Origin of the sequence: Dietzia sp. WMMA184, from assembly GCF_002441635.1 — a bacterium.
GTDB classification, from domain to species: domain Bacteria; phylum Actinomycetota; class Actinomycetes; order Mycobacteriales; family Mycobacteriaceae; genus Dietzia; species Dietzia kunjamensis.
The window spans coordinates 582,795-605,465 of sequence record NZ_NXEI01000001.1; the positions used below are offsets into that span (position 1 = coordinate 582,795).

General features: G+C 71.5%; 21 protein-coding genes. 11 read left to right on the forward strand and 10 right to left on the reverse strand.

The window, feature by feature from the left end; all coding sequences use genetic code 11:
- Nucleotides 1-64 precede the first annotated feature (64 nt).
- From CK206_RS02685 to CK206_RS02710, 6 genes are all read left to right on the forward strand, one after another.
- Nucleotides 65-1,078: a MoxR family ATPase gene (locus CK206_RS02685; protein WP_067714538.1), complete on the forward strand. Its 1,014-nt coding sequence runs from the start codon at nt 65-67 to the stop codon at nt 1,076-1,078.
- Entirely contained in the window at nt 1,075-2,058 is a 984-nt protein-coding gene (locus CK206_RS02690; RefSeq protein WP_069390483.1) for a DUF58 domain-containing protein, read from the forward strand. The genes CK206_RS02685 and CK206_RS02690 overlap by 4 nt, the downstream gene beginning before the upstream one ends.
- Nucleotides 2,055-3,035, forward strand: coding sequence for a VWA domain-containing protein (locus CK206_RS02695; RefSeq protein WP_067714366.1), 981 nt, complete (start codon nt 2,055-2,057; stop codon nt 3,033-3,035). Before CK206_RS02690 ends, CK206_RS02695 begins: the two co-directional genes overlap by 4 nt.
- Before the next feature lie 110 nt (nt 3,036-3,145).
- A complete protein-coding gene (gene fabG, locus CK206_RS02700; RefSeq protein ID WP_096905463.1) occupies nt 3,146-3,832 on the forward strand; it encodes a 3-oxoacyl-ACP reductase FabG in 687 nt (228 codons plus the stop codon).
- Nucleotide 3,833: 1 nt separating this feature from the next.
- Nucleotides 3,834-4,676 (forward strand): NADH-dependent enoyl-ACP reductase InhA, encoded by an 843-nt coding sequence (inhA, locus tag CK206_RS02705; protein WP_069390482.1) that lies wholly within the window; start codon nt 3,834-3,836, stop codon nt 4,674-4,676.
- Nucleotide 4,677: 1 nt separating this feature from the next.
- Nucleotides 4,678-5,805, forward strand: a complete 1,128-nt coding sequence (locus CK206_RS02710) for a ferrochelatase (RefSeq protein WP_096905464.1) — start codon at nt 4,678-4,680, stop codon at nt 5,803-5,805.
- A gap of 35 nt (nt 5,806-5,840) precedes the next feature.
- Here the strand turns inward: CK206_RS02710 and CK206_RS02715 are convergent, their stop codons facing one another.
- Nucleotides 5,841-6,653: a hypothetical protein gene (locus CK206_RS02715; RefSeq protein WP_069390480.1), complete on the reverse strand. Its 813-nt coding sequence runs from the start codon at nt 6,651-6,653 to the stop codon at nt 5,841-5,843.
- Nucleotides 6,654-6,729: 76 nt separating this feature from the next.
- Here CK206_RS02715 and CK206_RS02720 point away from each other — a divergent pair, with 76 nt between their 5' ends.
- On the forward strand, nt 6,730-7,542 hold the full coding sequence (locus tag CK206_RS02720; RefSeq protein WP_096907240.1) for a DUF3097 domain-containing protein: 813 nt from the start codon (nt 6,730-6,732) through the stop codon (nt 7,540-7,542).
- Here CK206_RS02720 and CK206_RS02725 read toward each other — a convergent pair.
- The gene (locus CK206_RS02725) at nt 7,526-8,161 is read right to left on the reverse strand and encodes a TVP38/TMEM64 family protein (protein WP_227022273.1); all 636 of its coding nucleotides are present in this window, start codon (nt 8,159-8,161) and stop codon (nt 7,526-7,528) included. The two genes, CK206_RS02720 and CK206_RS02725, sit on opposite strands and share 17 nt — an antisense overlap.
- Before the next feature lie 138 nt (nt 8,162-8,299).
- Between CK206_RS02725 and CK206_RS02730 the strand changes: the two genes are divergently transcribed.
- The 3 genes from CK206_RS02730 to meaB all read left to right on the forward strand — a co-directional run bounded on the left by CK206_RS02730 (nt 8,300) and on the right by meaB (nt 13,546).
- Nucleotides 8,300-10,138, forward strand: a complete 1,839-nt coding sequence (locus tag CK206_RS02730; RefSeq protein ID WP_069390479.1) for a methylmalonyl-CoA mutase family protein — start codon at nt 8,300-8,302, stop codon at nt 10,136-10,138.
- A gap of 1 nt (nt 10,139) precedes the next feature.
- Nucleotides 10,140-12,446, forward strand: coding sequence for a methylmalonyl-CoA mutase (scpA, locus tag CK206_RS02735; RefSeq protein WP_096905466.1), 2,307 nt, complete (start codon nt 10,140-10,142; stop codon nt 12,444-12,446).
- A gap of 92 nt (nt 12,447-12,538) precedes the next feature.
- Nucleotides 12,539-13,546 (forward strand): methylmalonyl Co-A mutase-associated GTPase MeaB, encoded by a 1,008-nt coding sequence (meaB, locus tag CK206_RS02740; protein WP_096907241.1) that lies wholly within the window; start codon nt 12,539-12,541, stop codon nt 13,544-13,546.
- 151 nt (nt 13,547-13,697) lie between these two features.
- On the opposite strand, the gene CK206_RS02745 is transcribed toward meaB, so the two are convergent.
- From CK206_RS02745 to CK206_RS02765, 5 genes are all read right to left on the reverse strand, one after another.
- Nucleotides 13,698-14,489 (reverse strand): class I SAM-dependent methyltransferase, encoded by a 792-nt coding sequence (locus CK206_RS02745; protein ID WP_069390477.1) that lies wholly within the window; start codon nt 14,487-14,489, stop codon nt 13,698-13,700.
- Between the two features lie 118 nt (nt 14,490-14,607).
- A complete protein-coding gene (locus CK206_RS02750; RefSeq protein WP_254050665.1) occupies nt 14,608-15,846 on the reverse strand; it encodes an RNA polymerase sigma factor in 1,239 nt (412 codons plus the stop codon).
- 106 nt (nt 15,847-15,952) lie between these two features.
- Complete coding sequence (locus tag CK206_RS02755; protein ID WP_069390476.1) at nt 15,953-16,318, reverse strand: YciI family protein; 366 nt, start codon at nt 16,316-16,318, stop codon at nt 15,953-15,955.
- Nucleotides 16,319-16,669: 351 nt separating this feature from the next.
- Nucleotides 16,670-16,867, reverse strand: a complete 198-nt coding sequence (locus tag CK206_RS02760) for a hypothetical protein (RefSeq protein WP_067714393.1) — start codon at nt 16,865-16,867, stop codon at nt 16,670-16,672.
- 74 nt (nt 16,868-16,941) lie between these two features.
- Nucleotides 16,942-18,366, reverse strand: coding sequence for an acyltransferase (locus CK206_RS02765; RefSeq protein WP_173674755.1), 1,425 nt, complete (start codon nt 18,364-18,366; stop codon nt 16,942-16,944).
- Between the two features lie 208 nt (nt 18,367-18,574).
- On the opposite strand from CK206_RS02765, the gene CK206_RS02770 reads away from it, so the two are divergent.
- Nucleotides 18,575-19,621 carry an NAD(P)/FAD-dependent oxidoreductase gene (locus CK206_RS02770; RefSeq protein WP_096905469.1) on the forward strand — a complete coding sequence of 349 codons (1,047 nt, stop codon included), beginning with the start codon at nt 18,575-18,577 and terminating at the stop codon, nt 19,619-19,621.
- Here the strand turns inward: CK206_RS02770 and CK206_RS02775 are convergent.
- The 3 genes from CK206_RS02775 to CK206_RS02785 are packed head-to-tail and all read right to left on the reverse strand — an operon-like array spanning nt 19,618 to nt 22,648.
- Entirely contained in the window at nt 19,618-20,637 is a 1,020-nt protein-coding gene (locus tag CK206_RS02775; protein ID WP_096905470.1) for a nucleoside hydrolase, read from the reverse strand. The two genes, CK206_RS02770 and CK206_RS02775, sit on opposite strands and share 4 nt — an antisense overlap.
- Nucleotides 20,634-21,161 (reverse strand): DUF664 domain-containing protein, encoded by a 528-nt coding sequence (locus tag CK206_RS02780; RefSeq protein ID WP_143337683.1) that lies wholly within the window; start codon nt 21,159-21,161, stop codon nt 20,634-20,636. Before CK206_RS02780 ends, CK206_RS02775 begins: the two co-directional genes overlap by 4 nt.
- Nucleotides 21,155-22,648 carry an SDR family NAD(P)-dependent oxidoreductase gene (locus CK206_RS02785; RefSeq protein ID WP_371606824.1) on the reverse strand — a complete coding sequence of 498 codons (1,494 nt, stop codon included), beginning with the start codon at nt 22,646-22,648 and terminating at the stop codon, nt 21,155-21,157. Before CK206_RS02785 ends, CK206_RS02780 begins: the two co-directional genes overlap by 7 nt.
- Between the last annotated feature and the right edge of the window lie 23 nt (nt 22,649-22,671).

Below are 22,671 nucleotides of genomic sequence, written 5' to 3' on the forward strand. Positions count from 1 at the left end.
GAAGGAGCCCTCCGCGGTGAGCGATCCCCATCCCGAACAGTCGAGCCGTCCCGGCGAGCCCCCCGTGAGTGCGTCGACGGCCGCGGAGGACGCACGTCTCCTCGAGCGAGCGGTCTACGAGGTCAAGAAGGTCGTGGTGGGCCAGGACCGATTGATCGAGATGATCCTCGTCGGCCTCCTCTCGCGGGGTCACATCCTGCTCGAGGGCGTCCCGGGCGTGGCCAAGACCCTCACCGTGGAGACCTTCGCCACCGTGGTGGGAGGGAGTTTCCGGCGGCTCCAGTTCACCCCGGACCTCGTCCCCGCAGACATCGTCGGCACCCGCATCTACCGGCAGGGCCGCGAGGAGTTCGATGTCGAGCTCGGCCCCATCCTGGCGAACTTCGTGCTCGCGGACGAGATCAACCGTGCACCCGCCAAGGTCCAGTCCGCGCTGCTCGAGGTCATGGCCGAGGGGCACGTCTCGATCGGCGGGCAGACCTTCCCCATGCCCAGCCCATTCCTCGTCATGGCCACGCAGAACCCCATCGAGAGCGAGGGTGTCTACCAGCTGCCGGAGGCACAACGGGACCGCTTCCTGTTCAAGCTCGTCATGGACTACCCCACCCCGGAGGAAGAACGCGAGATCGTCTACCGGATGGGCTCGACCCCTCCGGAACCCACGCGGGTCCTCGGCGTCGACGCCCTCATCCGGTTGCAGAAGGCCGTCCGCGAGGTGTTCGTCCATCACGCGTTGGTCGACTACGTCGTCCGCGTCACGGTGGCCACCCGCGAACCCGCACGGCACGGGCTGGAGGACGTGGCGCGGTGGCTCTCCTACGGCGCCTCTCCCCGTGCGACGCTCGGGGCCGTCACCGCAGCCCGTGCGCTCGCCCTGGTGCGGGGACGCGACTACGTGGTGCCGCAGGACGTGATCGACGTCCTGCCGGCCGTCCTCCGGCACCGTCTCGTGCTGACCTATGACGCGCTGGCCGACGAGGTCACCGCCGACACCGTGGTGCGACGCGTGCTCGAAGCCGTACCGCTCCCACAGATCAGCGCGGTTCCCGCCCAGGCCGGCCCGCCGCCGTCACGGTGACCGCCGCGGACGAGGGCAGACGCGACGACCCCGTCGACGCGTCGTCCCGTGCGGCCCTGGCCCAGCTGGAACTGCTCGTCACGCGCCGTCTCGACGGGGTACTCAACGGCGACCACCGCGGACTGCTGCCCGGGCCTGGCACCGAGCCCGGGGAGGCGCGGGCCTACGAACCCGGGGACGACGTCCGAACGATGGACTGGTCCGTCACCGCCAGGACCACCGTCCCGCACATCCGTCAGACCATCGCCGACCGCGAGCTCGAGACGTGGCTGGTCGTCGACCTCTCGCCGAGTCTCGACGTGGAGGGCCGGTACGGAGCCAAGCGGCGACTGGTCGAGGCCGCCGTCGCCACCGTCGGCTTCCTCTCGGCGGGCGGTGGCAGCCGGGTCGGCATGGTCCTCACCGGGGACGGACGCCCACGCGTCCTGCGGGCGACCGGCGGACGGGACCACGTCCGACGCCTACTGGAGGAGGTGGCGCGGTCGACACCACGCGTCACGCCGGGGGGCTCGCTCGACGACTGCCTCCACGCCGTCCGGAACGCCGCTCGCCGGCACGGCCTGGTGGTGGTGATCTCCGACTTCCTGTCCGAGGTGGACTGGGAACGGTCGCTGCGCGTCCTGGGCACCCGCCACGAGTTCCTCGCCGTCCACGTGGCGGACCCACTCGACATCGCACTCCCGGCCGTGGGCGCCGCCCTGCTGCAGGATCCCGCCACCGGGGAGGTCCTCGAACTCGACGTCGACGACGCGCTCGCCGCCGACTACCGCCGAACCGCCGGTGAGCACCGCGACCGCGTCCACTCCGCGCTCCGGCGGTGCGGCGCACCCGTCCTCGCCCTGCGGACCGACCGTGACTGGATCCGTGACGTCATCGACTTCGTCGGCGTGCGCCGCCAGGGCGGCCTGCCGACCGGCGACAACCTCGTCCGCGACCTCCCCGACGACCGGCCCGGCACGCAGGAGGTGGCGACGCGATGAGCCTGTCCGAGTTCCAGCATCCGCTCTGGCTGATCCTGCTGGTCGTTCCACTGGCACTCGCCGTGGGATACGTCATCGCGCTGCGGTCCAAGAAGCGCCGGACCGTGCGGTTCGGCAACTTCGGGGTCCTCCGGACCGTCGATCGCCGAGGACGCCGCTGGTTCACGCACGTCCCGGCCGTGCTCCTGGTGCTGTCACTGCTCACCCTCGTGGTGGCCCTCGCCGGCCCACAGCGCGAACAGAAGGTTCCACGGAACCGGGCGACCGTCATGCTCGTCGTCGACGTGTCCCTGTCCATGGAGGCCACCGACGTCTCCCCGTCGCGACTCGAGGCCGCACAGCAGGCCGCCACGACCTTCGCGAACAACCTCACCCAGGGCGTCAACCTGGGCCTGGTCTCCTACGCGGGCACCGCCTCGATGCTCGTCGCCCCCACCACGGACCGGGGACCGGTGGTCCGCGCGGTCGAGCGACTCAGGCTCGACGAGCGCACCGCCACAGGGGAGGCCATCTACACCGCCACCCAGGCGATCACCACGTTCACCGAAAGCCTGGGCGGACCAGACCAGGCACCTCCGGCGAGGATCGTCCTGCTCTCCGACGGCAAGGAGACCGTCCCCGCCGACCCCACCGAGGAGCGGGGCGCGTTCACCGCCGCCGAACGGGCCTCGGAAGCCGGCATCCCCGTCTCCACCATCTCGTTCGGCACCCTGTACGGCACCGTCGACATCCAGGGCAGGCCGCAGCCCGTGCCCGTCGACGACGCGTCGCTGCGACAGATCGCCGACATCTCCGGGGGCGACTTCTTCACCGCCTCCAGCCTCGAGGAGCTCGACTCCGTGTACCGCACCCTCGAGGAACAGATCGGCTACGAGTGGAAGAAGGCCGACGCCTCCCGCCCCTGGCTCGTCATCGGCACCCTGCTGGCCATGCTCGCCGCGGCCGGGTCACTGACCGCGCACCGGCGGATCCCGTGACACCGACCGGGACACGGTTGCGGACCAGCGCCGGACCGCCCGCCCCGGCTCGCTAGGGTGGAGGACATGGTTTCCGAGAGCACGCCCGGCACCACCCCCGAACGGTCCTCGTGACCGGAGGCAACCGCGGAATCGGGCGGGCGGTGGCCGAGCGGCTCCATGCCGACGGCCACCGCGTCGCCGTCACGCACCGCGGATCCGGCGCCCCCGAAGGGCTCCTCGGAGTGCAGTGCGACGTGACCGACCCCGACTCAGTCGACGCCGCCTTCACCGCCGTCGAGGCCGAGTACGGCCCGGTGGAGGTGGTGGTCTCCAACGCGGGGACCACCGAGGACACCCTGCTCATGCGGATGAAGGACGAGCAGTTCACCAGCGTGGTGGACGCCAACCTCTCGGGCGCGTTCCGGGTGGCCAAGCGTGCCTCCCGCGGGATGTTGCGGGCCCGGTTCGGTCGCCTGATCTTCATCGGTTCGGTGGTCGGGCAGTCGGGCACCGCGGGGCAGGTGAACTACGCCTCGTCGAAGGCCGGGCTGGTCGGCATGGCACGCTCGCTCACCCGCGAACTCGGGTCCCGCAGCATCACCGCGAACGTCGTGGCGCCGGGTTTCATCGACACCGACATGACCGCCGGTCTCGATGACAAGACGCAGGAGCAGGCGATCGCGGCGATCCCGCTCGGACGCAAGGGGTCGGCCGGAGACGTGGCCGGGATCGTGAGTTTTCTCGCCGGTGACGACGCCGGCTACATCTCCGGGGCCGTGATCCCGGTCGACGGCGGAATGGGAATGGGGCACTGACATGAGCCAGACCGACACGGGCGAGAAGGTGGCGACCGGCTCCGGGCTGCTCTACGGTAAGACGATCCTCGTCACGGGCGTCATCACCGATGCCTCCATTGCGTTCCACATCGCCAAGCACTGCCAACTGCACGGTGCGCAGGTCATCCTCACCGCCTTCGGCCGCCCGTCGTTGGTCAAAGCCATCGCCAAACGCCTGCCCGAGCGTCCGCCTGTGATCGAGTTGGACGTCCAGAGTGAGGACGATCTGGCCGCGCTGGCCGACCGGGTGCGGGAGCACGCCGACTCGCTGGACGGCGTCGTGCACTCGATCGGGTTCGCGCCGCCCAGCTGTCTCGGGGATCCCTTCCTCGACGCGCCCTGGAAAGACGTGGCCGTGGCACTCGAGGTCTCCGCCTACTCGTACGCGTCGCTGGCGAAGGCCGTGCATCCCCTGCTGAACCGCGGTGCGTCGATCATCGGCCTGGACTTCGACCCCCGGTTCTCCATGCCGTTCTACAACTGGATGTCGGTCGCCAAGAACGCCCTCGAGGCGGTCAACCGGTACGTCGCCCGCGACCTGGGTCCAGAGGGGATCCGCTCGAACCTCATCGCGGCCGGGCCCGTCAAGACGCTCGCGGCGAAGGCGATCGCGGGCGAGGCCCTCGGACCCGGTGGCGAGCTGGACCAGATGCAGGACGAGTGGGACCGGCGGGCCCCGTTGGGATGGGACGTCGACGACCCCACCGCGGTGGCCACGACGGCCGTCGCCCTGCTCTCGGACCTCATGACCGCCACGACCGGCACGGTGATCTACGCGGACGGCGGCGCGGGGACGGTCTCGTTCAGCGGACAGGAGAAGTGACATGACAGGAGCGACGGACGACACCGTGGGGCAGGACGACACCGTGGGGCAGGTCGACGCCCTGCTCGTGCTCTCATTCGGCGGGCCGGAGGGGCAGGAGGACGTGATCCCGTTCCTGGAGAACGTCACCCGGGGCCGGGGGATCCCGCAGGAGCGCCTCGAGGAGGTGGCCACCCACTACCGCCACCTGGGCGGCCGCAGCCCGATCAACGACCTCAACCGCGAGATCATCGCGAATGTCGAGGCCGAACTGGCCCGCCGCGGCCGCGACCTGCCCGTCTACTTCGGCAACCGCAACTGGACCCCGTACCTCGAGGACACCCTCATGCGGATGAGAGACGATGGCGTCCGCACCGCGGCGGTGTTCGTCACCTCGGCATGGGGTGGATACTCCGGGTGCGGGCAGTACCACGAGGACATCGAGCGGGCACGGGGCGCGGTCGAGAACGCTCCCACGCTCGTGCGCCTGGGACAGTTCCACGACCACCCGAAGTTCGTCGATCGCTTCGCCGCCGACCTGTCACGTGCCCTCGAGGACGCCCGGCAACTGGCCCGCGACGCCGACTCCGACGGTGCCGGGGTCGGTACGGGGGGAGAACCCCGACTGGTGTTCACCGCACACTCCGTCCCGACCACTGCCGACGCCACCGCCGGCCCCAAGAGACTCGGCGGTCACCTCTACAGCCGTCAGGTCAACGATGCCGCGCGTCTCGTCGCCGCGGCGGCCGGGGTGGACGAGTACGACGTCGTGTGGCAGTCCCGGTCGGGGCCACCGAGCGTGCCGTGGCTCGAACCGGACGTCGTGGACCACGTCCGGGACCTCGCGACGCATCAGGGGATACGTGACGTCGTGGTGTGCCCGGTCGGCTTCATCTCCGACCACGTCGAGGTGATCTGGGACCTCGACACCGAACTCGTCGAGGACACCGACGACCTCGGGGTGCGCATCACCCGGTGCGCGACCCCGGGCCCGTCTCACGAGTTCACCGAGATGATCTTGCAGATGCTCGACGAGGTCGAGACGGGGGAGCGGATCGAGCGGCTCGGTGACGTGCCGTCCCTGGGCTGTACCCGGAACGGCGCCCGGTGCGCGGTCGACTGTTGCCCGGCACCCTCGCGGAGAGCGTGACCTGACGCTCCGACGGTCCCGGTCCCCGGGCGTCGTCAGAAGGTTCTCAGCGCCGCCTCGCCGGCCGCGGCCACCGCGGACCGGCGTGCGGCGTCCTTCACCGCGACGAGTCGCCGGAGGACCGGCTCGCGCGCGGCGGGATCCACCCCGGCCTCCGGCTGTGCCAGCGCGACGGAGGTGATCGCCTCCACCCGGTCGATCCTGTCCACCAGCTCGAGGACGCGGGACGGGAGCCCGGCCGGCAGGCGGGTGACGTGGGAAGGGATGTCGATCCGGGCCACGTCGTTGGTGCGTACGGCGGTGCGTTCGATGAGGTCGGCGGCCTCCACGACGGCTCCACCCAGGTCGGCGAGCGCCTCCGAGGGGCCGGCCGGTTGGGGCGCGACGGGGCAGTCATGGACCCCGCGCGCCCGCCACCGCAGCACCTCGGGATGCGGTTGGACGCAGGTCAGGCACACGGCGTCCCGTGAGCCGGGGTCGCGGACGAGGATCCCCCACCCGGCGTCGGCCACGTCCGCGCGAACCGACGGGACCGGCGGCAGGCTCGAGGAGTCCCCGGGCGCCGTCGTGAGCAGGGACAGCGCCTCCGGCGCCGGATACGAACGCCCGGCGCGCCGCAGCGTCGTGACGAGCCCGGGCAGGAGTCCTGCCGGGCCGGCGGCGGGGGAGACCTCGGCGAGCATCGGGACAGGCGCTCCGACGATCTCCAGCAGGTGCGACTCCGCCAGGCCGGAGACGTACGAGGTCAACTCGTCGAACGGTTGATCCGCCCACGCGGTGCGCAGGAGGTACAGCGGCAGCGGCCACGCCGGGGACAGCGCGGTACTGCGGGTGAGGGGTCGGGACATGACGATCAATCCTACCGGCGGTGTGCCGCCGGCACCCCCGGCGCGGCGACGGCTACCGTGTCTGGCCATGGCAGACATGTACGGCTCCGACATCCTGTCCGGCACGGCGCGACGCCGCCGCCCGGAGGTCCCCGTCGTCGACGCCGAACGGGACCTGGTGGTGGAGGACGCCGATTCCGGGTTCTGCGGCGCCGTGGTGGGTTTCGACCGGTCCTACGACGGCGAGTTCGTCAAACTGGAGGATCGGCGCGGTCGGGTGCGCCTCTTCGCGATGACCCCCTCGGCGTTCCTCATCGACGGCTCCCCGGTCACCCTGCGGAAGCCGGCCCCGGCAACGCGGCGGGGGCCCGCGGTCACCGCGTCGGGGTCGCGGAAGGTCGAGGGACTGCGGGCCCGCACGGCCCGCGCGGGGCGAATCTGGGTCGAGGGCATCCACGACGCCGCGCTCGTGGAGAAGATCTGGGGCCACGATCTGCGGGTCGAGGGCGTGGTGGTCGAACCGCTGCACGGGATCGACGATCTGCACGCGCTGGTCACCGAGTTCGGCCCCACCCGTCAGGCGAGACTCGGCGTGTTGGTGGACCACCTCGTCGAGGGCAGCAAGGAATCGCGGATCGTCGCCGGACTGGGGCAGGACGTCCTCGTGACCGGCCACCCGTACGTGGACATCTGGCAGGCGGTCAAACCCTCCGCCGTGGGGATCCGCGAATGGCCGGTGGTCCCCCGCGGCGAGGACTGGAAGACGGGGATCTGCCGGCGGCTGGGCTGGGGCGAACCCGCGGACGGGTTCCGCCACGTGCTCGCCTCCGTGAGCACCTACCGGGACATCGAACCCGCGTTGCTAGGAGCGGTGGAGAGGTTGGTCGACTTCGTCACCGAACCGGCCTGACCGGCAGCGTGGCGTCGAGGACCATCCCCACCAGTCCGATCAGTGCGAACCCAGCGGTGGCCCACAGTGCGGCCGTGCCGTCACCCTCGGTCAGGGAATGCCCCAGGAGAACCGCGGCGACGGTCCCGGGCGCACTGCCGATGAGGGTGGCCAGCAGGAACTGCGGGTAGGAGATCGAGGTCAGCGCGGCGGCGTAGTTGACCACCGAGAACGGCACCGCGGGTACCAGCCGCAGACTGCCCACCGAGAGCCACCCGCGCCGACGCAGTCGTGCGTCGATCGAGGCCACCCGCGGATCCGCACGCAGCGCGGCTGTCCGGTCGTGACCGAGGCGACGGACCCCGGCGAACGCCAGTGTCGCCGCGATGCCGGTGGCCACGAGAGACCACGGGATGGCCACGGCCGGGGTGAACAGGACCGCGGCGGTGTAGGTGAAGGTCGACCGGGGGATGGGCGAGACCGTGACGAGCGCGTAGGCGGCGAAGAAGGCAACGGGGAACCACGGACCCAGTCGCGTGGCCCAGTCACGGAACTGCTCCAGCCCCGGGGTCGGCACGAGGGTCGCGACCAGGACCACCAGCGCGACGGCCGCCACCCACGCCAACACCCGGTTCCGCACCGGGACGACTGTAGTCGCCGTGGTGCGGAGGTCGTCCCCCACAGGTCCCCCTCACCGCGAGGGCGTGTTCCGGCCCCGGTGGGGCTGGACTAGAGTCCGGGGGTGACCCCCTTCACTCCACACGAGAACGAGGTACCGGTGACCAGTTCGACCACAGGCCCAGACCTTCGCTCCTGGTACGCCTCTGTGGGAGCCGTCCTCGCGAAGGCCGCCCGCAAGGATCCCGCCGACATGCCCGAGGACGCCTGGCGCGCACTGGTCGCCACCACACGCGACGGCATCGAGATCAACCCGCTGTACACGCGGGAGGACGAGATCGCCGAGCGCCCCGCGCCCGGGCAGTTCCCCTTCGTCCGCGGCGGGGACCGGTCGGGGCTGCCCGAGAGCGGCTGGCACGTCAGCTCGCGCGTCGAGGTCACGGGGGAGGCATCGGAGGTCAACACCGAGATCCTGGACCTGTTGAACCAGGGTGTCTCGGCACTGTGGCTGACCGCCGAGCCCGCCGAGCTGGGCGCGGTCCTCAAGGACGTCTACCTGGATCTGGCCCCGGTCACCTTCGATTCCGGCGCCGGCCTGGTCGAGGTCGCCGAGTCGTTCCTCGCCCTGCTCGACGAGCGCCGCACCGCAGGTGACGGGGTCGTGGACCGCGCCGCCGTCGTCGCCGACCTGGGGGCCGCGCCCGTGACCGCCGCCTACGTGGGGACCGGCACGATCGAGCTCGACTCCGCGGTGCAGCTGGCCACGCGGGTCACCGAGCGCGAGGAGACCATCCGGACCTTCGTCGCCGACGGCACGGTATTCCACGCCGACGGCGCCGGCGACGCCCAGGAGTTGGCCTACGCCGTGGCCGCCGGGCTGGAGTACGTGCGTGCGTTGATGTCGGCGGGGTTGTCCGCCGCCGCCGCGCTGCGCCAGGTCTCGTTCCGGCTCGCCGCCACCGATGACCAGTTCGCGTCGATCGCCAAGTTCCGCGCGGGACGGCTTATGTGGGCCCGCGTCGCCGAACTCCTCGGCGCTCCCGAGGCCGGTGGCGCTCCGCAGCACGCGGTGACCTCCATGGCGATGATGTCGCGCCGGGACCCGTGGGTGAACATGCTCCGGACCACCCTCGCCGCGTTCGGTGCCGGGGTCGGCGGCGCCACCTCGGTGACGGTCCTCCCGTTCGATGCCTCGGTGCCGGGGGGCCTCGAGAGCACCTCCCGTGCCTTCGCCGCGCGTATCGCCCGCAACACCCAGCTCCTGCTGCTCGAGGAGTCCCATCTCGGCCACGTCGTGGACCCGGCCGGTGGCTCCTGGCACGTCGAGTCGCTCACCGACGCGCTCGCGGACGCCGCGTGGTCGGCGTTGCAGACGATCGAGGCGGAGGGCGGCCTGACCGCCGCGATCTCCTCGGGGACCGTCGCCGACGCCATCGCCCGCGTACGCGAGGCACGCGACGCCGACATCGCCCACCGCACGGCCCCGATCACCGGTGTGTCCGAATTCCCCGATCTCGACGAGCAGCCCCTCGACGCCTCCCGCCGTGGCGGCGACGACTACCGCTACGGCCGCGCGTTCGAGGACCTGCGGGACCGGTCCGACGCGCACCTGGAGACCACCGGCTCCCGCCCGACCGTCCTGATCGCGGGCCTCGGCCCCCAGGCCGAGACGACTCCCCGCGTGACGTTCGTGGCCAACCTGCTCGCCGCCGGCGGCATCGAGGCACGCAATCCGGTCGTCACCGAGGCCGGGCAGTACGCCGGGGCGCACGAGGGCGAGCGGATCGCCGTGCTCTGCGGCGCGGACAAGCGCTACGCGACCGAGGGCGCCGACGCCGTCCGCGCCCTCCGGGACGCCGGGGTGTCGACGGTGTACCTCGCCGGCGCCGAGAAGGGCTTCCCCGCCGACGCCACCGACCGCCCGGACGGGTACCTGGCCCTCGGCATCGATGCCGTCGCCGCCCTGACCACCCTCCTCGACCAGCTGGGAGTGCAGTGACATGACGACCTTCCCCGATTTCAGCACCACCCCGTTGCGGGAGACCTCCGAGGGGGCGCCCCTGCCGGACGGTGTCGAAACCACGGCCGACCACGAGGTGGGTCCCGGCGTCGACGCGGACCCGACGTGGGAGACGCCGGAGGGTATCGACGTCAAACGCGTCTACACCAAGGCCGACCGTGACGCCGTGGAGGCGGGCACCGCCCCGACCGACGACGGCGAGGAGGTCACCCCCTTCCCGTTGGACACGGTGCCGGGTGCGGCACCCTTCCTCCGCGGGCCCTACCCGTCGATGTACGTCAACCAGCCGTGGACCATCCGCCAGTACGCGGGGTTCTCCACGGCCGCCGAGTCCAACGCCTTCTACCGGCGCAACCTCGCAGCCGGCCAGAAGGGCCTGTCGGTCGCGTTCGACCTGGCCACGCACCGCGGGTACGACTCCGATCACCCGCGGGTCGCCGGCGACGTCGGCATGGCCGGGGTGGCGATCGACTCCATCCTGGACATGCGCGAGTTGTTCGACGGCATCGACCTGTCGTCGGTGTCGGTGTCGATGACGATGAACGGCGCCGTCCTGCCGATCCTCGCGTTCTACGTGGTGGCGGCCGAGGAGCAGGGGGTGACGCCGGACCAGCTCGCGGGGACCATCCAGAACGACATCCTCAAGGAGTTCATGGTCCGCAACACCTACATCTATCCGCCCAAGCCCTCCATGCGGATCATCTCGGACATCTTCGCCTACACGTCGAAGATGATGCCGCGCTTCAACTCGATCTCCATCTCCGGTTACCACATCCAGGAGGCCGGTGCGACGGCCGATCTCGAGCTGGCGTACACGCTGGCCGACGGCGTGGAGTACCTCCGCGCCGGTCTGGACGCCGGGTTGGACATCGACAAGTTCGCGCCCCGCCTGTCGTTCTTCTGGGCCATCGGCATGAACTTCTCCATGGAGATCGCCAAGCTGCGCGCGGGGCGTCTGCTGTGGAGCGAGCTGGTCGAGAAGTTCGGGCCGAAGAACGCCAAGTCCAAGTCGCTGCGGACCCACTCGCAGACGTCGGGGTGGTCCCTGACCGCGCAGGACGTCTTCAACAACGTCGCGCGGACCTGCATCGAGGCCATGGCGTCCACCCAGGGTCACACGCAGTCGCTGCACACCAACGCCCTCGACGAGGCTCTGGCACTGCCCACCGATTTCTCCGCGCGGATCGCCCGCAACACGCAGTTGCTCCTGCAGCAGGAGTCCGGGACCACGCGGCCGATCGACCCGTGGGCCGGCTCGTACTACATCGAGTGGCTCACCGCCCAGCTCGCCGACAAGGCCCGTCTGCACCTCCTCGAGATCGAGGAGGCCGGCGGCATGGCCCAGGCGATCGGGGAGGGCATCCCCAAGCTCCGCATCGAGGAGGCCGCCGCCCGGACCCAGGCGCGCATCGACTCCGGTCGTCAGCCCGTGATCGGCGTGAACAAGTACGTTGTGACCGAGGACCAGGAGATCGACGTCCTCAAGGTCGACAACTCCCGGGTCCGCACCGAGCAGCTGGCGAAACTGGACAAGCTGCGGGCGGAACGGGACGAGGACGCCTGCCAGGCAGCCCTCACCCGCCTGACCGAGGCCGCCTCCGGCGGGGCGAGCAGCGATATGGACAACAACCTCCTCGCCCTCGCGATCGACGCGGCCCGCGCGTACGCCAGCATCGGGGAGATCTCCGACGCGCTGGAGAAGGTCTACGGTCGTCACAAAGCGGAGATCAAGACCCTGTCCGGTGTGTACCGGCAGGAGGTCACCAAGGAGGGCGCCGTGGACAACGTCACCCGGGCCATGCGGATGGCCGATGCGTTCGCCGAGCAGGAGGGACGCCGTCCCCGCATCCTGCTGGCCAAGATGGGACAGGACGGCCACGACCGCGGTCAGAAGGTCGTGGGCACCGCGTTCGCCGACCTCGGGTTCGACGTCGACATGGGCCCGTTGTTCCAGACGCCGGAGGAGGTGGCCCAGCAGGCCGCCGACGCCGACGTGCACGTTGTGGGCGTGTCCTCCCTGGCCGCGGGCCACCTGACCCTGGTACCCGCACTGCGTTCGGCGCTCGCCGGGGTGGGGCGCGAGGACATCATGGTCACGGTCGGTGGCGTCATCCCGCCGGGTGACTTCCAGGAGCTCTACGATGCCGGGGCCGCCGCGATCTACCCGCCGGGCACCGTGATCGCCGAGGCCGCCATCGGGCTGCTCGACGCGCTCGCCGGCGAGCTCGGCCACGACCTCTCGTCGGCCGCCTCGGGTGAGGGGGCCGGCTCGGAGGTGACGTCCTGACCCGCCTCGGCTCCGGACCCGACCCGGCCGGTTCGGGCAATCTGTCGGGCAGTCTGTCTACCACGGCCGGTACCGGCTCGGTGCGCGGCCCGGTGCCCTCGGCCACCGGGCCGCGTCCGCGGCGCGAGATCGATGTCGACGCCCTGCTCGCCGGCGTGCTCGAGGACCGCCGCCCGGTCCTCGCCCGCGCGATCACACTGCTGGAGTCCACGAACCCGGCGCACCGGGAGAAGGCCCAACAGCTCCTGCTGGGCGCGCTGCCGCATGCCGGTGGGGCGCTGCGGATCGGCATCACCGGGGTGCCTGGGGTCGGCAAGTCGACGTTCATCGAGTCCTTCGGCCTGTATCTGGTGGAGCAGGGTCACAAGGTCGCGGTCCTCGCCGTCGACCCGTCGTCCACCCGCACCGGCGGCTCGATCCTCGGCGACAAGACCCGCATGGCCACCCTGTCCACGGAACCGAGGGCCTACATCCGGCCCTCGCCCACGTCCGGCACGCTCGGGGGCGTGGCCAAGGCCACGCGGGAGACGATGGTCCTGCTCGAGGCCGCCGGGTTCGACGTGATCCTCGTGGAGACCGTCGGTGTCGGCCAGTCCGAGGTGACGGTGGCCGGGATGGTCGACTGCTTCACGTTCCTCACCCTCGCCCGCACCGGCGACCAGCTGCAGGGCATCAAGAAGGGTGTCCTCGAGTTGGCGGACATCGTCGCCGTGAACAAGGCTGACGGCCCGCACGTCAAGGACGCCTCGCGGGCCGCCCGTGAACTCGGGGCCGCACTGCGACTGGTGCGTCCGGCCGACGCGGTGTGGAAGGTGCCCGTCCTGACCATGTCGGGACTGGAGGCCGAGGGACTGGATCGCTTCTGGGACGCCGTCCGCTCGCATCAGGACACGATGAACGGGATCGGCGAGGTGGAGGCGCGGAGGGCGCGTCAGCAGGTGGACTGGACGTGGTCCATGGTCCACGACACGCTGATGGCCCGGCTGGCCGCCGATCCGGAGGTGCGCAGGATCGCCCCGGAAGTGGAGCAGCAGCTGCGCGAGGGCACGCTCACCGCGGCCCTCGCTGCGCAGGCGATCATCGACGCCTTCGACTCCTGAGCCCCGCCGGGCACCGTCTTGCGCAGTGCGCAGGCTTCGCACCGCCCCCGACCGCCCACACCAAATCCGCTACTCGCACTGCCAATCTGCTACTCGGAATCGGGTAGCGGATCCGGAGGGAGAGTAGCGGATTTCGTGTGCCGCGGCGTGGTCAGCGTTTGCGCAGTACGAACCCGACCGCGCTCATGTGCTGGTCGTGCGCGACGAAGGTCCTGCGCATGGCGAGAACTCGTCGGCGGGCGTCCGCGTCGCGGAGGAGGTTTCGGACGATCCGGGCCACGCCGACGATGCCCTCGTCGGCGAGGACACGGCGGGGCTGGAGCAACGCCATCGGGCGGAGTTCGGTGCTCTCGACCTCGAAGCCGGCCTCGTCGAACAGGTGGGTCCACTCCGCTACGGTCAGTGGCCGCGCGTTCACTCGGATCGAACGGGCGAGGTCCTTGCGGATACCCGTCTTGATCTCGTCGTCCAGGGTGTCGGGGACCAGGCACAGTTCGTGGACCAGGTACCGCCCGTCCGTCCCGAGCACCCGGCTGGCCTCGGCCACGATCTGCCGCTTGGCCGAGTCGCCCTGCATGGTGAGCATGGCCTCGCCCACGACGATGTCGGCGGACGCGGTCTCCAGACCGGTTTCCTGGGCAGTCGCCACCACCAGTTCACCCCGGCCTCCGATTGCGTGGCGCGCGACGGCGACGGCGTCGGCATCCGAGTCCACGCCCACATACGAGGCCGGGCTCTCGTCGAGCAGCAGTGTCGCTGTCAACCCCAGTCCGGGAGCGAACTCCACTACGCGTTTGCCCGTCACGGTGGTGGCCGAGACGAGCCAGCCGGACAGTTCCTTACCGCCCGGACGAAGGACCTTCTTGCCCATACGCGCCAGGAGCCAGTGCCCGGCGACGGACTCGGGGTCCCGGTCGTGCTGGGGGAGCGGACTGGCGGTCATGTGGGATCCTCCTCGGGGATACGGCGCCGACACCTGGAGGTCGCGGCGTGAGGTTAGCCTAACCTCCCTTGGGTCGAGGGGGAAGGGAAGGCGAGTCGAGCTACGCGACGCACGAGCTTCAGGCGTCCCACCAGCGCTGCATCAGGTAATCTCGCTCGGCGTCGTTGCGGCTGAGCGCGTGGGCACGGGCCCACGCCTGACGCGCCTCCTCCGGACGCCCGAGCAACTCCAGGGTGACCGCCCTCGCCTCGTGGAACGGGTGGTGCTCGGCGAGCGCCGGGTCCGCGGACAACTCGTCCAGGTGGGCGATCCCCACCTCCGGCCCGTCTCGTCGCCCGAGGGCCACCGCCCGCGCCATCCGGACCACCGGGCCGGGAGCGAGGATCACGAGCACATCGTAGAGAGCCACGATCTGCCGCCAGTCCGTCGACGCGAAGTCAGGGGCCTCGGCGTGCACGGCGGCGATGGCGGCTTGAACGGAGTACGGGCCCGGGCCGCCCGCGGCAGCCTGCTGTGCGAGCGACAGGCCTTCCTCCAGCAGAAGACGGTCCCACGTGCGGCGGTCCTGGTCCGGCAGGGGAACGGGCATCCCGTCGCGACCGGTCCGTGCGGACGCCCGTGCCTCGATCAGCACCATCAACGCCAGCAACCCGGTGACCTCCGACTGCGTGGGCATCAACCGGTGGACGATGCGGGCCAGCCGGATCGCCTCCTGCGTCAGATCCGTCCTCAGGTGACTCGCCCCCTCGGTCGCGGCATACCCCTCGGAGAAGACGAGGTAGATCACGGTGAGAACGGCCGAGAGCCGGTCGGGAAGCTCCGCGCTCCCGGGTACCCGCACCGGGATCCGGGTGACCCGCATCCGCCTCTTCGCCCTGACCAGCCGCTGCTGCATCGTGGGCACCGGCACCAGGAACGCCTGGGCGATCTCGGCGGTGGTCAGCCCCGCCAGGTACCGGAGCGTGAGCACGACCTGCTCCTCGACCCTCAGGGTGGGGTGGCAGCAGGCGAAGAACAGCTCGAGACGCTCATCCGGGATTTCGTCCGGATCCGCGGGCGAGACCTCCACCGCACGGGCCACCCGGTGTTCCTGCTCGACGTGCAGCCGGGCCAACCGCTCCGTCAGAGCCCGCTGTCGCCGGAGTCGGTCGATCGCCTTCCGCGCCGCGGTGGTCATGAGCCAGGCCAGGGGCTTGTCCGGCACACCGGTGACCGGCCACTTCTCCAGCGCGGCCGCGAAGGCGTCCTGCGTCGCGTCCTCCGCGAGGTCGAGGTCTCCGAACCGCGCCACGAGAGCCGCGAGCAGTCGCGAGCGGTCCTCCCGGCGCAGCGCGCCGAGCACGTCGCGAACCGCCAGACCCGGGGCCGCGCTCTCGCACCCCCCGGGTCGGCGGTCACCGGGCGCCCCGCGCTCGGTGCCCACGGCGTCTCCTGGTCCCTCGGTCACCGGTGCCCGGCGTCCGTCAGTACTCTGCGATGGCCCGGACCTCGACCCGGCCACCATGCACTCCCGGGCATCGCCGCGCCCACGCGAGCGCCGCGTCGATGTCGGGCACGTCGATGATGATCGTGCCCCCGACGAACTCGCGGCTCTCCGCGAACGGACCCGAGGTGATGACGGGGTCGCCGCCACCGGCGGGGGCCGCGAGACTGACCGCGGTCTCCGGGTCGTGCAGGGCGAAACCGCCGGCGAGGACCCCCGCGGCCTCGAGTTCGGCATCGAACGCCATGAACGCCTCCGGTCCGGGCCCCTCGACGGCCCCCTCCGGCCCGGCCTCCCCGCACCGGACGTCGTCGATGTTGCCGAAGAGTAGAAGCACGTACTTCATGTCGATCTCCTGACTGTGACTGGTGGATGCCGGCCGCGGTGAAGTGCGCCGACACCTTCTTGACGAACGGGCACCCGAAGATCGACAGGTCCGCAGAATGAATCTCGGCGCTCGCGGATTCCGCTCCCGGGGCATCCGCGCAGGAGATGTCGCCCGCGGCTGTCTCAGAGGCCGCGCGACTACACTCTCGCGGGCACACGAGGCTCACAGCCGTCAGGGTCGGATGCACACGCCGGCATGCTCACCCACACGCGACAGCTCGTCTGTGAACGACGCGGACGCGAATGGAGTCAGACAGGAGACGACGGGGGAGACGACAGATGCCGACTCCGAGCCCGCCGACGCTCCGGTTCAGTACCGTTCGTCCGGCACCCGACGGCTCCGCGAGCGCATCGCGAACAGCAGACCGATCACGAAGAGCACCACACCGGCCACCATCAGGATCACCGCGAGGGTGTTCGAGTCGATACCCGGAATGCTGATCTCGACCGCGTACATGAGTATCGCGCCGAGCACCACGAGGACCACTCCGCCGCCGATGTAACCCATAGCTGTTCTCCTTCGTCGTGAGCGTGCGCGTGTCCGCGGTTGTGCGCTCACCCTACGAGAACTCGGCGCCGAATTCAGGCGTGCGGGGAGAGCAGCTTTCGTGCCGGTTCCTCGATGAACCGGTGGCTCGCTGCGCCCGCGGCCAGCGAGCCGGCCACGGTGACGGGCCAGATGACCCCCATCCGCTGGTCCCATAGCCGCGTGCGGGTGAGGGGGAACGCGGCGTGCAGGACGAGCTGATGCCACAGGAAGATTCCGTAGGACCAGGTGCCGACCTTCTGCAACGGCGCGGACTCCAGGACCGGGAACCGCGTGCCCTCCGGGGCGAGGACCACCGGGGCCAGGACGAGGAACGCCATCGTGCCCGCCAGACCGGTCCGGGCCGCGAACTCGACGGGGCCCGGGTGGACGAATCCCTCGGAGAACCATCCGGGAACGGTGGTGGCGACCAGGGCAGCGCCGCCGGCGAGCCACCACCCCCACCTCGCGAGTCGATCGCGACACATCCGAGCGAGCGTGCCGGGGGGCGCGGTGACGACCTCGGCCAGCAGCATCCCCGCGGCGAACCAGGCGGCGAACGACGGCGGGAGGATCTGGACGTTGACGTCGGCCGGCAGGATGCCGAGGGCGTGCCACGGGAGCATCGGGAACACGAGACCCGAGGCACCGAACGCGGCGATCGCCGGGATACGCCACCGGGCGGAGTCGCCGCGCAGGTCCTTCATCGCGGTCCACAGCAGCGGGAAGGCGAGGTAGTACGCCATCTCCACGGCCAGCGACCACGCGTGCGTCAGCCCGGCGACGAGGAAGTTCGACGTGTAGATCTGCGTGAGGGTCAGGTTGGCGATCCAGGAATCCGGGCCGTTGACGTGGTTCTGCTCGAGCAGCAGCATCGCGGCGGCGACCAGCACCGCGTACGACGGCAGGATCCGCACGAGACGCGAGCGGAGGTACTCGCGGGTCGGCCGGGCGGTTCCCGGCTCGTCCCTGCGCGCGTGGGCGGCGTGGGCTCGCCACAGCAGGAACCCGGATTTGGCGAAGAAGACGGCGACCGCCAGGTCGAGTCGCCCGAACAGCCGTTTGACGGGTGACCCGGTGGACGCGCGGGTGACGAAGGCGACGTGGGTGGTCAGCACCCCGACGGCCGCGAGGCCACGGATCCCCTCGAGGGCGGGGACGAATCCCCGGGCCCCGGCGAGTCGGCGTGGCGCCGAGCCGGCCGAAGTCGCGTCCCTGCCCGCCGGGTATCCCGAACGGGTGGCCGTCGCGTGGCCCGCACCCTCGAAGGACGCCGCACCGGGGCCTGCCGCCGGTACGGTCACCTCGGCGCGTTGCCGGATCCGCCTACGCACGGTCTCCCGCGCGGTGGCCACGGCGTTCCGGACGGTGGCCACCGCAGGCTCGGCCTCGCCGGAGGCCACCGCTGCGCGACGTGCGGAGACCCCGGCGACGACCGCCCCGCCCGCGACGACGATCAGGGCGGTGGCGACAGACCTCATGGACTCTCCCGGGGCGGTGAGGTGGGATGACGGCGGTGCCCGGGAGGGCCCAGAGGCCGCCCGGAACATCCGGAGGAGCCTAACACCGGTTCTAGTTCCGTCCATCGACCGCCCGCGCCTCCGGGTCCGATCACTCCGGGGGCGGGCCGGTGGTCGGTCGGCACCGGTTTTCGTAGGGTGGCATCACCCGTTTCCCGATCGGAGAGCCATGACCGACGCCCCCACCGACCCCGGGTCCGACGCCGTGGACTACCACCCGCCGGAGGCCGTGGACGTCCTGGTGATCGGCGGGGGCCCGGCGGGCCTGTCGGCCGCCACCTGGGTCGGCCGGTATCAGCGCTCCACCCTGCTCGTCGACGCCGGGTGCCAGCGCAATCTCGCGGCGCAGCGGATCCACGGCATGCTCGGCACCGGCCCCACCACACCCGCCGAGTTCTACGCCGACGTCGACGAGGGTCTTCGCGAGTACCCGACCGTCCGACGACTCGGTGGAGTCGTCACCGACCTGGTCAGGGAATCCGACGACCGGTTCGTCGCCCGAATCGCACCCGGCGCCACAACGGATGGTGGTGACGAGAACCCCGTCACGGTCACCGCCAGGCGGATCATCCTCGCCACCGGCGTGCGCGACCGGCTACCCGACCTCGCGGGGATCGACGACCACTACGGGGTCGACGTGCACCACTGTCCCGCCTGCGACGGCCTCACCGCCGCCGGCCGGCGGATCATCGTGCTCGGCGTGGGCGCGCATGTGCCCGCCTACGCGTCCGAATTGCTGGACTGGGCGTCGGAGGTGGTCATCGTCACCGAGAGCGACTCCGACCCGGCCTTCGACGACGATCAGCGGGCCGCCTGCGCGGAGCACGACATCGAGGTGATCGACGGGGTCGCCCGGGAGCTCGTCGGCGACCCCGGCCAGCTGGAGGGGGTCCGGCTCGCGGACGGGAGGGTGATCGCGGGGTCGAAGGTGTTCTTCTCCTACGCGCACCACCCGACGAACGAGCTCGCGACGTCCCTGGGCTGCGAGCTGGACGACGAGGGCGGTCTCACCGTCAACGCGATGCAGCTGACCAGCGTCGACGGCGTGTACGCCGCCGGCGACATCGTGACCGGCCTGCAGCTCGTGCCGATCGCCGTGGGCACCGGCGCCGCGGCCGGCGTGGCGTGCGCGACCTCGCTGCGCGGGCACGCCACCGCCGAGTGCGTTCCCGACCCGGCACCGCCGACCCGGAACTTCACGCGGCCGGACAACTAGCCGGGCCGGCCCGCCACCGAGACGATCGCCGCGCAGATCTCGTCCAGGACCGCGTCCGGCCCACCCGGCACCAGCACGTCGGTCGCGATGCGGGCGTTGTCCACCCGGCGCCGGTGCCCGCGGACGTCCGCCACCGTCATGCCGCGAGTGTGCTCGCCCGAGCACTCGACCCGTACGTTCGCCGGCGCGGCCACCACCGCCTCCGGGTGCAGGGCCATCCACGCGACGAACGGGTCGTGGACCTGCGCCAGGTATCCCTCCCCGACGGAGTCGTGGAACTCGAAGTAGAACCGCAGGGCCTCGGTCAGCCGCCGCGCCAGCGGGGAATCCGTGGCCTCGAGGAGCCACTCCGACCGCTCGGGGGTCCATACCGCGCGTTCGGTGAGGTTCAACCCGCACCACAGCGGGGTCGGCACCGCGGGATCGGCGGTGCGCGCGTCCTCCCACGCCCGGCACACGCGGTCGGCGGCTTCGGGGTCCACGTCGACGTTCCATTCGCTGACCGGCGTGGTGTTGCCCGGATGCCCACGGAACGTCCCGCCCATCACCACCAGCCCGCCCAGCAACCGGGGGAGTGCGGGATCGAGTGCCAGGGCATGGGCCAGCGTGGACGAGGGACCGGTCACGATCCCCACCAGCTCACCGGGGTGGGCGCGCGCCGCGTCCACCCAGAGTCGCGCACCGTCGCGGGGATCGACCGGCCTCGTCGTCGTCGCCCTCGTCGTCGTCAGTTCGGCGTACCCGGCCCCGCGGGGGCCGTGCGTCTCGGGGGTGAGCACGTGGGGCACGGCGATCGGGCCGGGCGCGCCGGCGGCCACCGGGAGCCCCGGCGCGCCCGCGAGGTCCAGCCACGCACACGCGTTGGCGACCGTGTCCTCCGACCCGACGTTGCCGGCCGTGCACACCACGCCGGTCAGCTCGGTCCGCCCGGCGCGGTGCTCGGCCACCAGGTAGGCGATCGCCAGGGCGTCGTCGATGCCCGGGTCGCAGTCGAGCAGCACCGGGGTGCGGCTCACCGCGAGCGGCCCCGGGACAGCAGGACGTCGCGGGTCACCTGCAGCTGGCCGGTGTGGGCGGCGACCTCGTGCAGGATGTGGCCCACGACCCACTCCGGGGTGAAGGTCCCCGCCCGGCGCGCGGCGTCGACGTCGACCGTGGTCCCGGCGGGAGTGGCCAGATCGCCCCGTCCGACCGCCGCGGTGACCCACCCGGGAAGTCGGTCGATCAGGGCGCCAAGCCGGTCGAGCTCCGGCCCCACCGGTCCGGTGAAGGCGAACTCGGCGTCACGATCCCGGACGATGTCCTCACCACCCAGGCAGGCCGCGCCCCAGGAGGCGAGCACCCCGCACAGGTGGTGCACGAGCGCGGCGGCGGTGTTGGTGGGCCAATCCGACCCCGCGGTCGTGGGCCGCGAGTGCACCAGCGTGTCGGGCCCGTCGCCGCCGAGATCGGCCACCGCGGCGCGGATCGTGGGCAGCAGCTCGTCGGCGAGGATCCGGCGGGCGGCGTCGACGATCACGGCGGGGTCGACGTTCACCACGGGCTGGGCTCGAAGTCCTTGAGGAAGCAGCCGTAGAGGTCCTCGCCGGCCTCGCCGCGGACGATCGGGTCCACCACGCGGGCGGCGCCGTCGACGAGGTCGAGGGGCGCGTGGAAGCCCTCCTCGTGCAGCCGGACCTTGGTGGTGTGCGGGCGCTCGTCGGTGATCCAGCCGGTGTCCACGGCGGTCATGAGGATGCCGTGTTCGGTGAACATCTCCTCGGCGGAGGTGCGGGTGAGCATGTTGAGGCCCGCCTTGGCCATGTTGGTGTGCGGGTGGCCGGCGCCCTTGTAGCGGCGCGAGAACTGTCCCTCCATGGCGGAGACGTTGACGACGTACTTGCGGCGCGCCTTCGAGGCCGCCATGGCGGGGCGCAGGCGGGAGACGAGGATGAACGGGGCGACCGAGTTGGCGAGCTGCACCTCGAGCATCTCCATCGGCTCGACCTGCTCGACCGTGGCCACCCAGCTGTTGTGGTCCACCACGTCCGGCAGCAGCCCGCCGGCGTCGATGGCGGTCCCGGCTGCCATCCGCTCCAGCGAGGACGAGCCGGCCTGCAGCGCCAGGGTCGCGATGTGGTCGGCCTCGCGCTCGGCCTCCTCGGACCCGATCAGCGCGGACTCGCCGCCCATGAGCGCGGCCGGGTGCAGCTCGGAGGTGCGGCCCATGGTGACCACGGGGATGTCGGCGGCGCGGCCGGTGAGGGCAGCGGACTCGCCCTCGACGAGCCCGGAGTACGAACCGGGGGAGCGGCGCACGGTCTGGGCGGCGTTGTTGATGAGGATGTCCAGTGGGCCGCCGGCGGCGACCTCGTCAGCCAGCGCCACCACCTGGGCGGGGTCGCGCAGGTCCACGCCGATCACGTGCACGCGGTCGGCCCACTCGGAGTGGTCGTCCATCGAGGCGAACCGGCGGGCGGCGTCGCGGGGGAAGCGGGTGGTGATGGTGACGTCGGCGCCGGCGCGCAGCAGCATCAGGGCGATGTACATGCCGATCTTCGCCCGGCCGCCGGTGAGCAGGGCCCGCCGGCCGGTCAGGTCCATCTCGGGATCCCGCCGGGCCCGGTTGAGCGCGGCGCACCTCGGGCACAGCTGGTGGTAGAAGGCGTCGACCTGGGTGAAGCGCTGCTTGCAGACGTAGCACGCCATCGCGCGCTGGAGGTGGCCGGCGACGGCGCCCGGGGTGGTGGAGACCAGGCGGATGCCGGCGGTCTCGTCGTCGATGCGGGTGGGCGAGCCGGTCGCGGTGGCCTCGATGACGGCCTTGTCCGCCTCCTGGCGGGCGCGACGCACCTCGGCGCGGCGCGTCTTCTTGAGGAGCTTGAACATGTGGCCGACCGACCGCTGCACCCGGATGGAGTCGGGGTGGTCCTCGCCGAGCGCGGCGGCCTGGTCGAGGACGCGCAGGCAGATCTCGAGGTCGCCCGGGTCGATACCGCTCGGGTCACTACCGCCTGGATCGAAACTGTCTGGGTCGATGCCGGTCACCCCGATACGGTACGACGACGAGG

Coding starts and splice junctions, on each gene's coding strand:
- CK206_RS02695 (WP_067714366.1), top strand. CDS start 2,055: ATGAGCCTGTCCGAGTTCCAGCATCCGCTCTGGCTGATCCTGCTGGTC.
- inhA (WP_069390482.1), top strand. CDS start 3,834: ATGAGCCAGACCGACACGGGCGAGAAGGTGGCGACCGGCTCCGGGCTG.
- CK206_RS02710 (WP_096905464.1), top strand. CDS start 4,678: ATGACAGGAGCGACGGACGACACCGTGGGGCAGGACGACACCGTGGGG.
- CK206_RS02715 (WP_069390480.1), bottom strand. CDS start 6,653: ATGTCCCGACCCCTCACCCGCAGTACCGCGCTGTCCCCGGCGTGGCCG.
- CK206_RS02720 (WP_096907240.1), top strand. CDS start 6,730: ATGTACGGCTCCGACATCCTGTCCGGCACGGCGCGACGCCGCCGCCCG.
- scpA (WP_096905466.1), top strand. CDS start 10,140: ATGACGACCTTCCCCGATTTCAGCACCACCCCGTTGCGGGAGACCTCC.
- CK206_RS02745 (WP_069390477.1), bottom strand. CDS start 14,489: ATGACCGCCAGTCCGCTCCCCCAGCACGACCGGGACCCCGAGTCCGTC.
- CK206_RS02755 (WP_069390476.1), bottom strand. CDS start 16,318: ATGAAGTACGTGCTTCTACTCTTCGGCAACATCGACGACGTCCGGTGC.
- CK206_RS02760 (WP_067714393.1), bottom strand. CDS start 16,867: ATGGGTTACATCGGCGGCGGAGTGGTCCTCGTGGTGCTCGGCGCGATA.
- CK206_RS02765 (WP_173674755.1), bottom strand. CDS start 18,366: ATGAGGTCTGTCGCCACCGCCCTGATCGTCGTCGCGGGCGGGGCGGTC.
- CK206_RS02770 (WP_096905469.1), top strand. CDS start 18,575: ATGACCGACGCCCCCACCGACCCCGGGTCCGACGCCGTGGACTACCAC.